General features: G+C 60.5%; 16 protein-coding genes. 3 read left to right on the top strand and 13 right to left on the bottom strand.

Annotated features, from left to right (window positions below; translation table 11 throughout):
• Window positions 1-37: 37 nt before the first annotated feature.
• Entirely contained in the window at window positions 38-1,330 is a 1,293-nt protein-coding gene (locus L1K66_RS15950) for a dicarboxylate/amino acid:cation symporter (RefSeq protein WP_252258790.1), read from the top strand.
• Here the strand turns inward: L1K66_RS15950 and L1K66_RS15945 are convergent.
• The 3 genes from L1K66_RS15945 to L1K66_RS15935 form a co-directional block, all read right to left on the bottom strand.
• Window positions 1,321-2,496, bottom strand: coding sequence for an AI-2E family transporter (locus L1K66_RS15945; RefSeq protein ID WP_252258788.1), 1,176 nt, complete (start codon window positions 2,494-2,496; stop codon window positions 1,321-1,323). The two genes, L1K66_RS15950 and L1K66_RS15945, sit on opposite strands and share 10 nt — an antisense overlap.
• Window positions 2,497-2,557: 61 nt before the next feature.
• A complete protein-coding gene (locus L1K66_RS15940) occupies window positions 2,558-3,181 on the bottom strand; it encodes a sigma-70 family RNA polymerase sigma factor (RefSeq protein ID WP_252258787.1) in 624 nt (207 codons plus the stop codon).
• Entirely contained in the window at window positions 3,181-3,390 is a 210-nt protein-coding gene (locus tag L1K66_RS15935) for a NepR family anti-sigma factor (RefSeq protein WP_034955403.1), read from the bottom strand. Before L1K66_RS15935 ends, L1K66_RS15940 begins: the two co-directional genes overlap by 1 nt.
• Before the next feature lie 137 nt (window positions 3,391-3,527).
• Here L1K66_RS15935 and L1K66_RS15930 point away from each other — a divergent pair, with 137 nt between their 5' ends.
• Window positions 3,528-5,291 (top strand): CHASE domain-containing protein, encoded by a 1,764-nt coding sequence (locus L1K66_RS15930; RefSeq protein WP_330221239.1) that lies wholly within the window; start codon window positions 3,528-3,530, stop codon window positions 5,289-5,291.
• On the opposite strand, the gene L1K66_RS15925 is transcribed toward L1K66_RS15930, so the two are convergent.
• From L1K66_RS15925 to L1K66_RS15915, 3 genes are all read right to left on the bottom strand, one after another.
• Window positions 5,288-6,079, bottom strand: a complete 792-nt coding sequence (locus L1K66_RS15925) for a response regulator (protein ID WP_252258785.1) — start codon at window positions 6,077-6,079, stop codon at window positions 5,288-5,290. The two genes, L1K66_RS15930 and L1K66_RS15925, sit on opposite strands and share 4 nt — an antisense overlap.
• 199 nt (window positions 6,080-6,278) lie before the next feature.
• The gene (locus tag L1K66_RS15920) at window positions 6,279-6,701 is read right to left on the bottom strand and encodes a response regulator (protein WP_252258784.1); all 423 of its coding nucleotides are present in this window, start codon (window positions 6,699-6,701) and stop codon (window positions 6,279-6,281) included.
• Between the two features lie 45 nt (window positions 6,702-6,746).
• Complete coding sequence (locus tag L1K66_RS15915) at window positions 6,747-7,907, bottom strand: N-acetyltransferase (protein ID WP_252258783.1); 1,161 nt, start codon at window positions 7,905-7,907, stop codon at window positions 6,747-6,749.
• Between the two features lie 145 nt (window positions 7,908-8,052).
• Here L1K66_RS15915 and L1K66_RS15910 point away from each other — a divergent pair, with 145 nt between their 5' ends.
• Window positions 8,053-9,141: a fatty acid desaturase family protein gene (locus L1K66_RS15910; protein ID WP_252260534.1), complete on the top strand. Its 1,089-nt coding sequence runs from the start codon at window positions 8,053-8,055 to the stop codon at window positions 9,139-9,141.
• Window positions 9,142-9,144: 3 nt separating this feature from the next.
• Here L1K66_RS15910 and L1K66_RS15905 read toward each other — a convergent pair whose 3' ends face one another.
• The 7 genes from L1K66_RS15905 to L1K66_RS15875 form a co-directional block, all read right to left on the bottom strand.
• The gene (locus tag L1K66_RS15905) at window positions 9,145-9,408 is read right to left on the bottom strand and encodes a hypothetical protein (RefSeq protein ID WP_252258782.1); all 264 of its coding nucleotides are present in this window, start codon (window positions 9,406-9,408) and stop codon (window positions 9,145-9,147) included.
• A gap of 44 nt (window positions 9,409-9,452) precedes the next feature.
• Complete coding sequence (locus tag L1K66_RS15900) at window positions 9,453-9,971, bottom strand: GNAT family N-acetyltransferase (protein WP_252258781.1); 519 nt, start codon at window positions 9,969-9,971, stop codon at window positions 9,453-9,455.
• Window positions 9,968-11,065 (bottom strand): LPS export ABC transporter permease LptG, encoded by a 1,098-nt coding sequence (lptG, locus tag L1K66_RS15895; RefSeq protein WP_034955397.1) that lies wholly within the window; start codon window positions 11,063-11,065, stop codon window positions 9,968-9,970. Before lptG ends, L1K66_RS15900 begins: the two co-directional genes overlap by 4 nt.
• 18 nt (window positions 11,066-11,083) lie before the next feature.
• A complete protein-coding gene (locus L1K66_RS15890; protein ID WP_252258780.1) occupies window positions 11,084-12,352 on the bottom strand; it encodes an LptF/LptG family permease in 1,269 nt (422 codons plus the stop codon).
• A gap of 92 nt (window positions 12,353-12,444) precedes the next feature.
• Entirely contained in the window at window positions 12,445-12,954 is a 510-nt protein-coding gene (locus L1K66_RS15885) for a DUF427 domain-containing protein (RefSeq protein ID WP_252258779.1), read from the bottom strand.
• Window positions 12,955-12,961: 7 nt separating this feature from the next.
• Window positions 12,962-13,351, bottom strand: a complete 390-nt coding sequence (clpS, locus tag L1K66_RS15880) for an ATP-dependent Clp protease adapter ClpS (protein ID WP_252258777.1) — start codon at window positions 13,349-13,351, stop codon at window positions 12,962-12,964.
• A 193-nt stretch (window positions 13,352-13,544) separates the two neighbouring features.
• Complete coding sequence (locus L1K66_RS15875; protein ID WP_252258776.1) at window positions 13,545-14,354, bottom strand: phasin family protein; 810 nt, start codon at window positions 14,352-14,354, stop codon at window positions 13,545-13,547.
• Window positions 14,355-14,400: the final 46 nt, after the last annotated feature.

Genomic DNA, 14,400 nt, shown 5'->3' with positions numbered 1-14,400 from the left:
AAGGGAAGGGTGAGAGCGCCCAAAGGGAACCGAATTGTTGGACAATCCATCTTCAGAAGCCGCTCCTGGCGCAAGCTCCGGGTCGATCGAAAGCCGGTTTGAACTGGTCACGATCCGTCTGCCTGTCGTCGCGACCTTCGCCGCGCTGGTGCTCGGACTTGGTGCAGGCGTCGTCCTTTCATCGGCTGATCTGGCTATGTGGTTGCAGGATTCGATCGCCTTGATCGGGACCTTGTGGCTGCGCGCTTTGCAGATGACGATCATTCCGCTGGTAGCGGCCTTGCTGGTGCTGGGCCTTTCACAAATGGTCGAAGCTGCCAGTGCCGGGCGGGCCGCACGGCGTTTCCTGCTGCTGGTGATCGGGGTGGCGATCACCGGGGGATTGTTCACTGCCGTAACCCTGCCCTGGCTGCTCGACGTGTTCCAGATCCCTGCCGATGCGGCGGGTTTCATCGCCGAAAGCGCGGGGGAAGGGCAGGAGGTGCCGGGGATACTGGACTTCCTTAAATCCCTGATTGCGCCCAATATCATCGCGGCTGCGGCGGAAACCAACATGCTGCCGCTGACGATTTTCTTCGCGCTGTTCGCGATTGCGATCACCCGTCTGCCCGAACGTCAGGGCGAAAGCCTACTCGGATTTTTCCATGCCATTGCCAATGCCATGCTGCTGATCATCGGCTGGGTGTTGTGGATCGCGCCGATTGGCGTGGCCGCGCTCGCATTCGGGGTGGGGCTGCGCAGCGGGGGAAGCGCTTTTGCCGTTCTGGGCCACTACATCCTCGTGGTGTCGGCAATGGGGGGCTTCATCTTCCTGCTCGCCTATGCAGTTGCGGTGGTGCTTGGCCGGGTCAGCCTAGCAAAGTTCGCGCGCGCGATCCTGCCCGCACAGGCGGTGGCGGTGTCGACCCAAAGCTCACTTGCCAGCCTCCCGGCCATGCTGGACAGCGCGTCGCGACTGGGCCTGCGTGCGAGCACTTCGGAATTTGTGCTGCCACTGGCCGTCGCAATCTTCCGCGCGACCAGCGTGGCAATGAACCTTGCGGTCGCGCTTTATGTCGCGGCACTGGCCGGGATCGAGGTGCCGTTTGCGCTGATGCTGGTGGGGATCGCCGTGGCGGTGGTGATCAGCATCGGATCGGTGTCGCTTCCCGGATCGATCAGCTTTGTCGTCTCGATCGGGCCGATTGCCTTGGCGATGGGCGTACCGATCGAGCCATTGGTGTTGCTGGTGGCGGTGGAAATGCTGCCCGACATCATGCGCACGCTGGGAAATGTGACGATGAACGTGGCAGTCGCCAGCGCGGTGGATCGCAGCCGGGATCAGGCCTGAGCGTCGCTCACGCCGCGTTCTAGCACCTCGCCCTTGAACAAGGGTTCGCCGAATATGAAACCGACCAGATTGGGCCGCCCGATGTGATCGAACAGCGCTGTCAGCGTCAGCAGGATCGGCACCGATAGCAGCGCGCCCGGCACACCCCATATCCAGGTGAAATAGGACAGCGCGATCAGGATCATTACCGGGCTCATGGTGAAGCGCGCGCCCAGGATCGATGGGGTGATTACATTCGCCTCTACCGTATGAAGCGCGATATAGGCGATGGCCGGGATCAGACCGAGCCATACCGTCTCTGCCGTGCCAAGCCCGAACAACGCCAGCAGCGCCGTCATCGCCAGCGGCCCGACATAGGGAATGAAATTGAGGATCGCGGCAAGCCCGCCCCACATGATTGGGGCATCGACCCCAAGTGCCCACGCACCCAGCGCAACGACCACTCCGACCCCTGCGTTTATGAAGCCGACGGTGATGATGTATGCGGCGACCTTGTCCTGAACCTCGCGCATGGCGCGCGCTGCCTTCACGCTGGAGCCGAAGCTGGCGCGATCGAACAACAGGTGCCGCCGCATCCGCACACGCGCCTCGATCATGAAGAACGCCATCAGGAACATGATCAGCACCTCCACCACCACGCTGGGGGTGGAATAGGCGATTTCTTCCAGCAGGCTCGGGGTTGCCAGCACCACTTCGACAGTGCCGCTGTTGCCCATCAGCTTGGCCATTTCCTCATTCGCCATGGCGAGCCACGCGAATTCCTCTCGCAGATCGGCAAATCGCTGGCCGACAGTGGCTGCAATGGCCGGGATTTCGTCAAACAGGTCCAGCGCAGGTTGCAGGATCAGGGCGAGCGCCAGAAGCAGAATGCCGAGAAAGACCGTCAGCGCGCCAAGCGAGGCAAGGACATTGGGCAGGCCCAGCTGCGCCAGCCGATCGGCCAAAGGAGAAAGCAGGATGGTCAACAGGATCGCGGTGACCAGCGGCAGGAAAACCACTGACCCGATCGACAGCACGAACGGGAGAGCAAGGAACAGTCCGAGGCCGATCAACAGCACCAGCGCCGACATCAGCCGCAATTCCTGCTCCGCCAGAATCAGCCTGCGCTGATTGCGTTGGCGCGCGCTGTCGCTGCGTGGCTGTTCTTCTGGCGCTTCGCTGTTCATGGCAGGATGTCACTCACGGTTTGCGCCTTTATCGCAAGCCTGAGCGGCTTCGCCAAGTGTTCTAGCTCTTGGCAGTCGCTACGCCTCTGCCCGCGGCAACATCGTCCAACTCTTCGAGAATAGCGCTGTGAGCGATGTCGTCATCGACGGAACGCTGCGGAATGGTGCCTTCGGCCAGCATGGTGTTGAGCGTGGCCCGGGCCCGTCCCACCCGGCTCTTGATCGTGCCGATCGCGCAGCCGCAGATTTCCGCCGCTTCCTCATAGGAAAACCCGCCTGCCCCCACGAGCAGCAGGGCCTCTCTGCGTTCCGGCGGCAAGGTCAAAAGGGCGCGGTGCATGTCGGACAGGTGGATCGGTTCTTCCTGTCCGGCGGGCGCTGTCAGGATACGTTCTGCGACCCCTTCGTCATATTCGCCGCGAAAACGGTTGCGGCGCATGTCGGTGAGATAGGCGTTGCGCAGGATGACAAAGGTCCACGCCCGCATCGAGGTGCCTGGTTCAAACCGGTCTTGGGCAGCCCATGCCTTGAGCATGGTTTCCTGCACCAGATCATCAGCCATGTCGGGCCTGCCGCACAAGCCGCGCGCAAAGGCGCGCAGATGGGGAATGACCTCTTCGAGTTCGCGCCTGAAATCAGCCTTCTGATCCGGAGTGCGCTTTGGCGGGTTGTCGGCTTGTCCCATCAGGCCTCACCCCCGCTTCCCGACGCGCCGCATTCGCCATCGGATGCGTCAAGTTGAGCGAGGAGATCCTTGAACGAATTTGGGATCGGTTCGTCGACGACCGTGTCGTAAAGCTGTTTCAGCCCGTCTGCCCACGCAGGCGATTGCGCAGCGTTCTTCGGCTTGCCTTGCCGGTCGCCGTCATCATCGGATTTGCCATTGGCTGCCATGCGCAGAAATTTCCCATCCCAATCGTCGCGCGATCATAGGCCGTTTGAGCAAGCTATGCCAAATCGGATCGCGCGGCGTTGTGATTTGGGAACGATGCGCGCCTTGTTTTGTTCCGTGCTCAGGCCTTACGAACACCATGGCAGCAAGCTTGGGAGAGAAGATCATCAGCGCATCGGGCAGGCCTACTATTGATCATGCAGGCCCTGAAGCAGTTGCCGAGGCCGGTGCGCTTGCGCGTGCGTGGCAGGCGAGATCCCTGCTGGTGCGCTATCCTAGAGCCATTCCCGCCGCGATTTTCCTCGCCATTGCTGCGATCACCGCCTTGAGTGTTTATGCGATCGAAACGAACGCCAAGCAAAGCAGCCGGGCCGATGTGCGCGATTACGCCCAGTCGATCGCTTCCGCCTTGGAACGGCGCGGCAACAATTTCTCCTCCTACCTTCGCGCGGGCGCCGCTCTTTTCGCCAGCATCGATGAAGTAAGCCCTCAGACTTTCAGCCAGTTCGTCGCCGAACTGCGGCTGGATCAGAATTACCGCGGTGCAGAGGGTATCGGCTGGATCGAAGTGATCGAGCCGGGGAGCAGCAACGCCTACCTCGCGCGCGTGAGGGCATCGCAACCCGAATTCCCGGATATTCGCCCGCAAGTAACACAAGCTGGAGAGGTCATCGCCCCCGTCACCTATTTTTCGCCTGACACTTCCCGCAATCGCCGGGCGCTCGGGTTTGACATGTATTCCGAGCCGGTGCGCGCTGCTGCAATGGAAGAAGCGAGGCGGACCGTGATGCCGACGGCGTCTGGTCGCATCGTGCTATCGCAGGAAGGCGCTGGCGAGGCTCCCGGATTTGTGATCTTCATGCCTGTCTACCGTTCTGTGCCTCAATCGCCGACGCAGGATCGAGCCTTGGCAGGATACATTTTCAGCTCGTTCAATGCAGGGCAGTTCCTTGACGAAGCGATCGAGCGTTCGCCGCCGACCGAACTGGGTGTGCGGCTTTACGATACCGAGACCGCCAACAGGCACTTGCTGGTATCGCGGTCGACAGGGGCAGCAGGCACCGACAGGTTCGAGCTGCCAGTGAACATCGCCAACCGCGATCTTGTGTTGGTGATCGACTCTGCAGACGTACGCGGTCTGGCGCCGCTTTCGATGGTTACGCTGATATTCGGGATTTCGCTGGCGAGCCTGCTGATGCTGATCCTGCGCCTGCTGGCCCGTCAGGCTCGCGAGGACGAGGAGCGGATTGCCTTTTTCGAAGAGCAGAATTCGATCCGAAATTCGCTGTCGCAGGAGCTCAATCACCGGGTCAAGAACACGCTTGCCAATGTGCTTTCGATCATGTCGCTCACGCGCCGCAGAGCCAGCGGGCTCGATGATTTCGCCGACAGTCTGGAAGGACGCGTCCGCGCGCTTTCGGCGACACACGACCTCCTGACCGGGACAGATTGGGGTACGACGCCGATCCGTTCGGTAATCGAGGCAGAACTGTCGCACATCGTTTCGGGCGATGCGGCGGAACTGGTGCTGGAAGGCCCCGCAGTGGAACTGGCACCCAATGATGCGCTGTCATTCGGTCTCGCGATCCATGAACTGGCCACGAATGCTGCAAAGTTCGGCGCGCTCAGCGTGGCAGGCGGGATGGTCAGCATCCGCTGGTCGCTTGAGAGTGATTGCCTTGCCAAGGTGGAGTGGAGCGAGAGTGGAGGGCCGCTTGTGCAGGCAGCGCGCCAGAGGGGCTTCGGCACCGATCTGATCGAGAAGATCGTCGCCCACGAACTGAAGCACAAGGTCGAACTGGATTTCAGACCCGAAGGCGTTCGTTGCGTGATCTGCGTACCGGTGCGCAGGCGAAGCGAGTTCCAGATGCGCAAGGTGCCCGCAAAGGGGCATGGGTTCTAGAGCGGTTTGCTCGATCCGAAGAAAAGCGCTTGGCTGATCGCGGCGCGCACCGTCTGTTCCTGAAACGGCTTCGTCACCAGATAAGTCGGCTCGGGCCGGTCCCCGGTGAGCAGGCGTTCTGGATAGGCGGTTATGAAGATCACCGGCACACTGTCGATCGCGAGAATATCATCCACCGCGTCCAGACCTGATGATCCGTCGGCAAGCTGGATGTCGGCAAGCACAAGGCCGGGACGCTTGGCTGCGACCACTTCGAGCGCCTGAGTGTGCGTTGCGGCGGTGCCGCAGATTTCATGGCCGACGGAAGTAACGAGGTCTTCCAGTTGCATGGAAATCAGCGGTTCGTCTTCGATGATCAGCACCGAAGTCGACTGTTCGCGATCAATTTCGCTGACCGCCTCGGCGACGAGCGATTCGACCTGAGCGGTTTCCAGCCCCATGATCTGCCCCGCTTGAGCTGGAGAGAAGTCTTCGAGTGTGGTCAGTAAAAGAGCCTGACGGTTGAGCGGGGTGATCGCTCCCAACCGGTTCTGCGCTCCGGCTTCGTGTTCGCCAGCCTGCGACGACACCGGCTCGATATTGACGTTCGCGCTCGACCATACCGCGTTGAACGCCCGGTAAAGCGGGATGCGGCCACCCTCGAGGGATGCCTTCAGAGCGGGATCGGCCAGCGCCGCTTCAAGCGTGGCGCGGACAAACGCATCACCGGTGCTTTGCGACCCGGTAAGAGCGCGCGCGTAACGCCGCAGGAAAGGAAGATTCGCCGCGATTTGCTGACCCAGTGACATTGTCTTCTCCTGCTTGATTGCGGCCGTGTGGCGTCGGCTTACCTGCATATGGAATATTTTTCAGAAAAATTTGATCCCGGCGGGAACGCCTTTCTCGTGTGCGCATTATCAGTTTGTCACCGCCGAGACCCCCCTCCCGTCCAAGCGGCTGGTGATACGATCCCGAAAGGCCTCCACATCATTGGTGTGGAGGCCTTTTTTATGCCCGTTTCAACAAGGCGAGCAGACCTGCACGTGGCTTTTCCGTCAGCGCGGCAACAAGTTCTGCCGGATCGTAAGGCTTTGCCAATACCGGGCCCAATTGCCGGATGTGTTCGGGAATATCGCCCGGCGATCCGGTCTGAAAGACTATCCTCGTTTGCGCATCTCCCAACGCCTTGACCAGTTCGGCGATTTCCCAGCCGTCATCACTGTCGGCAAGATGCACGTCGAGAACCATCGCATCGAAATTGCCTGCGCGAAGCTTTCCAAGGGTGCACGATGCGGAAGGACAGATGGAAACCTCGGCAAACCCGTGATCGAGCAGCGTTTGCTCGATTGTCAGCCCCAGCACGGCATCGTCTTCGACAACGATGACGCGCCGGGGGCGCTTTGAACGGAAGTGTGCGCCAATGGCCATCATTCAGCCATGCGGCGGGCATCGCATTTTGGCAAGAAAGCTATGGTTTCAGCCAATCGACTTTTCGTAGACTGCGTATTCCCGGTTGATCGTGCTTTCGATGGTGTCGGCAATCGCCACCATTCCCTGATTGTCTTCGAGGATCCAGCCGATCTCCCCGCGAGTTGAATCATACCGGGCAGCCGCATTGTCGCGGATGTAGCTGATCATCATGAAAGCCAGCTGGCTCGCCATGCGCGAGTTCTGGAATTCCTTGAGCACACCCATCAACGGTACGCGCATGTCCGAACCCGAAGGTTTCCTGAGCCAGCGGAGCAGATGGAACCAGCCGAACGGGAAGAGCTTTCCGCCCGTCTTCTTCAGGACGTGGTTGATATCCGGGAAGGTCAGCATGAAGGCAACCGGGCGGCCATCCACCTCGGCAATCATGTTCAGGTCCTCGTGGATGATCGGTTTTAGCTTCACCCCGGTATAAGCCACCTCTGCCGGGGTCAGCGGCACAAAGCCCCAATTGTCCGACCAAGCATCGTTGAGAATGGCGAGGATCTTTGCTGCTTCCTCGTCCCAGTCCTTCTTTCTGACGGGCCGAACATTGATCCGCTTGTTGCGTTCGCCCGATTGCACGATCCGCTGCACCAGCGGCGGGAAGCCCTTCGTAATGTCGAGATCGTAGGTGTAGAGCGTCTTGGCGCGCGTATATCCCGCCGCCTCGATCCAGCCCGCATAGTGTGCAGGGTGATGGCCCATCATGATGACCGGCGAATGGTCATGCCCCTTCACCAGCAGACCCGGCTCCTCCCAGATCGACATCGAGATCGGGCCGACGACGCGGTTCATCCCCTGATCGCGCAGCCAGTTCTCGGCAGTCTCGAGCAATTGGCTGGCAGCAGTATCATCCTGCGCGTCGAAATAGCCGAACATTCCTACGCCGGGGCCAAACCCCTGCTCAGGCGGCATCTGCAAGGCAAGTTCATCAATATGCGCTGAGATACGGCCGACAGGCTTTCCGTCACGATGGGCGATGAACAATTGCGCGCGTGCATGGCCGAAGAACGGGTTCTTTGCCGGATCGACAAGCTCCAATTGCTCGCTGCGCAATTGCGGCACCGAATGCTCCAGCTGAGCCGCGAAGGCTCGCCCCAGATCGACAAACCGTTCGCGCCCGTTCTTGTCGGTGATGGCCTCAATGCTTATCTGTGCGTCTGCCAAGGGATTTGTCCCGTATTGCTTTATGTCAAAGCGTCCTTGCGGCTTGCTGGCCTAAGGCGCAAGCCAGTCGATCACACTTATGAGCAAAGCGGGTTTGCCGTAACCGCTGCAAATGCGGTATTGGCCCTTTGTCGAAACAACCAACATGACCATGCACCAGCCACTTTCCACTTCCCCATCCGCCACGAAGCCGCGCGCGACCCGCGCTGATTTCCAGACTGCGGACGACAAGGACATGCTGCGCGCTGCCCGTGATCTGACCAAGGATCTGGGTGAAGCGCGCGGTGCGATCTACTGGCCGGACATGCTGATATCGGCTGCGTTGGGCTATGGCGGTATTGCTGCCGCGATCCTGACTGAAAATCTGGCGATTGCTATCGCCGCCGGTCTGGTTGCATCGCTCGCGCTGTATCGCGCGCTCATGTTCATTCACGAATTGACGCACATCCACCGCGACGCGTTGCCTGGATTTCGCGCCGGCTGGAACCTGCTGGTCGGCATTCCCATGCTCACGCCTAGCTTCATGTACGAAGGTGTGCACGTGATCCATCACAAGCGCACCCAGTACGGCACGGTGGAAGATCCGGAATACCTGCCGCTGGCACTGATGAAGCCTTGGAGCCTGCCGGTATTCGTCATCATTGCATTGCTGGCCCCTATCGCATTGCTGATCCGGTTTGGTGTGCTGGTTCCGCTTGGCGCGATCATTCCGCCCCTGCGCAAGTTCACGTGGGAGCGATTTTCGGCGCTTTCGATCAACCCCGATTTCCGTCGGAAGCCTCCAACCGGCGACTTTGCCCGCATGGTGTTCTGGCAGGAAGCCGGAGCCAGCGTCTGGGCGATTGCCCTGATCGCCAGCACCTTTGCGCTCGGCTGGCGCCCCTTGCTGATCGCGCTCGCGATCGTGTCCTTCACCGCCCTGCTCAACCAGCTGCGGACACTTGTTGCGCATCTTTGGGAGAACGAGGGCGAGCCGATGACGGTGACCGCGCAATTCCTCGATAGCGTCAACGTGCCGCCGCCGGGCATCGCTGCCGAGATCTGGGCTCCGGTTGGGCTGCGCTATCACGCCTTGCATCACTTGATGCCCTCGATGCCCTATCACGACCTGCCCGAGGCGCACCGCCGGCTGGCGAAGGAACTGGGCGATGGTTCGACCTATGAAGGCGCGAACCACCCGGGCATGTTGACGCTGGTTGCCCGGATTGCCCGCAGCACCATGGTGCCCCGGTAGGCTTCAGTCGGCTGGAAGCAGCTTGTTGCGTTCGGGATCGATCGCCCGCCCGCCGTCTTCATTGCTGCCGCTTTCCATCGTCGCAGGCGCCGATGGTTCGATGCCTGCATCATCGCCGGTTTCGGCCTCGGCGCCTTCAGCCGCTGCGTCTGTCCCTTCGTCTGCTGGGATGACCTCGGTGATGTCGGGAGCCTCGTCCGGCTCGTTCTGACAGGCTACGAGCGCGAGCGAGAACGCGATTGTTGCGAGGGCGGGCGCGACTTTCATGAGCTTGATCCTCTTTTGTGATGCGCCAGCATAGACCGACGCGATCAATCGAGGAAACAGATCATCGCGCAGCGGCGATCCGCCGGCAGGCCGTTGTCCGCCTCCAGCGCCAGTTCGGCAGCGAGGCGGGGGTGCGCATCAAGCGCCGTGACTTCTTCGAAACCGATCCGCGCATAGAAAGGTGCGTTCCACGACACGTCGCGAAATGTCGTGAGCGTCAGCGCCCGGAATCCAGAATTGCGCGCATCTATGATGCTGGCCCGCAGCAGGCCCGCGCCGATCCCGCGCTTCTGAAAGGCGGGATCGACCGACATTTCCCAGATATGCAGTTCCCGCCTGAATGGCTCCGTCGCAATGAAGCCTACGCACTGGTCGTCATGAAGTGCGGTCAGGCAATGGCCTTTGCGGATCAGCCTCGAATGGCGTTCCATCGGGATGACATCACCGTTCGCAAGATAAGCGAGTTCGGGAATAGTCTCAAAAAGGCGCGCTGCCGCCTTTTCGATAGCCGGGAAATGCTCGGCATCCTCGGGCCGCGCAAGGCGGAGCGACCATCCGCTCACTCTTCGGTCCTGATCAGAACCGTCTCACCGACCAGCAAAAACAGGAAGAAAGGTGCCCATGCCGCGAGGAAGGGCGGATATCCGCCAAAGCTGCCCATCGCCAGGGCGGCATTGTCCACCACGAAATAGGCGAACCCCAGTGCCATCCCGATGATCGCACGCACGAACAATTGCCCCGATCGCGCAAGGCCGAAGGCGGCAACCGAACCCAGCAATGGCATGAGCAAGGCCGACAGGGGGCCTGAAATCCGGTGCCACCACTTGGCCCGCATCTCCGAGGTTCTCCGCCCCACCGACTCCAGCGCAGTTATCGTTGCGCCCAGTTCCCAGAAGCTTTGTCCGTCAACGTCGACTGATTGCAAATCGATCTGGTCTGGTGTCAGCCCTTCGCCGACAATCACGGTGTCGAGCGTCTCAACCTCGGTGGCTCCGACATCGAAGCGGCGCGGGTTCTCCAGCTTCCAACCCGGCGCGGCATAGGTGGCGCGGGTTGCCCGGATTTGCTCCGTCACGATGCCGCCCGGCCCGCGAGCGTCCCAAGTGACATTCGTCAGCACGATTCCTTCGCCAGAGCCGGTAAGCGATGACGCTGACAGGATGTTGCGACCGTCCGTCAGGTTGATGTTGGCGCGCACCCCCGAATCTGCTGGAATCGCCCCATATTCCACTGCCTCCCACGCCTTCAGCGTCGCGTTCGCGCGGGTCACGATCCTTTCGTTAAAGCCAAAACTGATGACGGAAATGACTGCCGCCGTCAGCAGCAGCGGTGACAGCACCTGATGGGCGGACAGCCCTGCTGCCTTCATCGCCACCACTTCGCTATTCTGGTTCAGCGTCACTAGCGTGATTAGCGTTGCGAGCAGCACCGAATACGGCAGGAACCGCGATATCAACTGCGGGACACGCAGGCTGGCGTATTTCAGGATCTCAGCCTGTCCATTGCCCTGCGGTTCGAGGATCTTGCCCGTCGAACCGAGCAGGTCGAGCGCGAGAAGCACCAGAACCAGCATCACGAGGACCGCGATGATCCGCACCACGAACATCTTCGCGAGATAGAATGTCAGCGAGCGGGAAGGAAAAAAGTCGAGCTGCACCGTGTGTGCGCCTTTCGTCTATTCGGCAGGAGCCAGCCGAGAGTCTTTTTCGGCTGCCTGATCAGCGGAATGATCGGCCAGAAGCGATGGTGGCTTGCGACGCGCGAACAGCTTGCTCACTTGTTTGGAGAGCTTGGCAAACAGCGTTTCCAGCGCACCAAGCGCCTGGCCACCGGGGACGTGTGCCGTCCGGTAATACATCCATAGAATAAGAGCGGCGAAGAGGAAGAAAGGCCCCCAAAGCGCCACGATCGGATCGATCCGGCCTAACGTGGCGACGTCTTCTCCGTATTGATTGACCTTGTGATAGGCGACCACGAGGATGATCGAGACGAACACCCCCAGCGCGCTGGTGGATCGTTTCGGCGGTATCGCCAGCGCCACCGCGAGCAGTGGCATAAGCAGCATCATGACAACTTCGACCAGGCGATAGTTGAAAGTCGCCTGACTGGCATCGCGCTCCGACTTGGTCGAGCTTTTGTCAGCCCAGCCGATGCTGAGCAATTCCGGGAGGATATATTCCCGGCTGGCGTCCCCGCGAGCGCGAAACTCCTCGATCTTGGGAAGGTCGATCGGCAAGTCATGCCGGCTGAATGACAGCACGCGCGGCGTCTCGCTGCCGGTATCCTGAATGATCGTGCCTTCGGTCAGGCCCAGGATGATCGTGTCGGGATCGTCAGAAGTTGCGAGGAACGCGCCTTCCTGCGCGCTGATGGTGAGTGTCTGTTCGCGATCATTCGACACGCGGGCATAAATCCCGATCAGCCGCCGCCCTTCATCCTCGCTCTGTTCGATGCGCAGGGCCATGCGGTCCGCCAGCGTGGTGAATTCGCCAACCTTGATCGACGCACCAAGCGCGCCCGATCGAAGCTCGTATTCCATCTGTTCGTAGTAATAACGGCTCAGCGGCTGGACGTAGAAGACCAGGGCGACGTTGACCGCGACCAGCACAAGCGTGATCGCATAGGGAACCCTGAGCAGCCGCCAGTATGACAGCCCGACTGCGCGCATGGTGTCGAGTTCGCTGGTGGTCGCGAGCTTGCGAAAGGCGAGCAGCACCCCGAGCAGCAGGCCAAGCGGGATCGCTAGGCTGGCGTATTCGGGGATCAGAGCGCCCAGCATCTTGAAGACGACCCCGATCGGACCGCCCTCGATCGCCACAAAATCGAACAGGCGCAGCATCTTGTCGAGCAGGAGCAGCGATGCCGCGAGCGCGAACACGCCCAGCATTGGCACGATCACCAAGCGGAAGATATAACGGTCAATGCTGGGAATGAAGTTGAACACGTTACGTCAGAAGCCTCTTGATCCCAGCCCCTAGCGCGAATTGTCGGCTGCGTCATGCCCCAACGCGTTATCAGCGCATCTACAGGCCTGTTTTACCAGAACCGACTGCCCGGCCCACCCTTGAAAGGCCCGGCTTCGTATTGGCTGATCCAGCCACCATAGAACCCGCCGGGCTGGGGAGTGATCTGTTCGCCATCGACAAGGCATTGATCGAGCGGATCGGGATAGAAAGCCAGATGATCGCGGATCGGGGCAAAGGAAGGCGTGGGTGACGGGTAACTCCACGCACCTGCAACAATCACCTGATCACCGACAACAATATCGAAATATCGTGCCTGCCCCTTCCATTCGCACAGTGTGCGGCGCGGATTGGCGACCAGATACTCCATCGCGACGTCGGATTGCGGTATGTAATAAGTCGGCGGGTGGCTCGTTTCGAGTGTGCGCCAGGCCTTTCGGGTGTCTGCCAGATCCACCCCCTGGTGTATGACCCGGATGTGCCTTTCGGTCGGTTCGCAGATCGCGGGGCGTGGATAGTCCCAGACGCTTTCCTGTCCGGGTTTGACCGGATCGGGCTGCGGATGGGCGCCGAACAGGCTCAACGGCAGATTATGCCTTTTCGAGAGTGCATTGCAGCGGGTGCTGGTTTTGCCGCGCAAAATCCATCACCTGGTTCACCTTGGTCTCGGCCACTTCGTACGGAAAGATGCCGCAAACGCCGACGCCCTTTTGGTGGACATGCAGCATAACACGGGTCGCCTGTTCGAGATCCATGTTGAAGAACCGTTTGAGCACCATGACGACGAACTCCATCGGCGTGTAGTCGTCGTTCAGCATCAGAACCTTGTACTGGCTCGGCTTCTTTGGCTTTGCGCGAGTCTTGGTCGCGATCCCGACTTCGCCATCGGTGCCCGGCGTCTTGTTGTCATCAGCCGCACGAACGACGGCGATCCCGCAAACGGGGATGTCAACAACACGGGAGGGCAAAGGCGTGGCCATGGGCTTTCCATTATGGGATTCATATGCGGGTTCGCAAGTCGTCTCTCGCGCCCAATGCCTGCAAAGTCGATGCAAAACGTAAAGGGCCGGACAGACCATATTCGGTCTGTCCGGCCCATGCGCTTTCGCGCGCTTTCGTGAACCGGGATTGGGAGAGAGAGGAGAGGCCCGGTCCAGAAACTTGTATCGGCGCTTAGGCGGCCTTCGAGATCTTCTCGGCAGCGACGCTGACGCGGTTCGAAATCGGGGCGAAAGCATCGTTGTAGAGCTTCACCCAAGCTTCGGTGCGCTGCGAGCCGAACGAAACGACGGCGTCGAAGTTGCGACGAGCGATTTCGCCCTGCAGCTGCATGAGTTCAGTCGGCGACTTGACCGAAGCGACCTTCTTGACGTCTTCGGTGACGGTCTCGACGACGGTCTTGCCGGTTTCGACGTTCTCACGGACGAGCTGCTGCGCGCCGGCGAAGAAGATCTTGCCGCTTTCTACGACTGCGTCGAGGTTGGCCTTGTTGAATTCGCCAGCTTCCGAAGCGAATTCGCCAGCCTTGGCGTAGGCGCCCTTCACGCGCTCTTGCACGTCAGCAGCCATTTCCTTGGCCTGGGCAGTGAAATCGGTCTTTTGAGCAGTTGCCATGATGGTGTCCTTGAGTTTGGTAACGGGGCTGTTGTTCGGGGTCGGTGCAGTTGCCTTGGGCGCTGCCTTCTTTGCTGCCACCGGAGCCTTCTTGGGGGCCGGCTTCTTTGCAGCGGGGGTCTTCTTGGCGGCGACCTTCTTGGCCGGTGCCTTCTTTTCGGCTGCGGCAGGCTTCTTTGCCGGAGCGGCAACCGCCTTCTTCACAGCTTTGGCCTTGGCTGCCGGCTTGGGCGCGTCTGCCTCGACCGCTTTGGCGACCTTGGCCGGGCTTGCCGTGGTTTTCTTCACAGCTGCCTCTTCGTAAGCTTTCTCGGCCGCGGCATCGATTTTTGCCACGGTCTTTTCCGATGATGTCTTGGCGTCAGCCATAGGAACCTCGCTTTGTGTTGCACTGCACAAAATAGTGATTGCAACT

Origin of the sequence: Erythrobacter aurantius (assembly GCF_023823125.1) — a bacterium.
In the GTDB taxonomy this organism is placed as follows: Bacteria; Pseudomonadota; Alphaproteobacteria; order Sphingomonadales; family Sphingomonadaceae; genus Erythrobacter; species Erythrobacter aurantius.
This window is presented reverse-complemented; position numbering and strand designations above follow the sequence as displayed.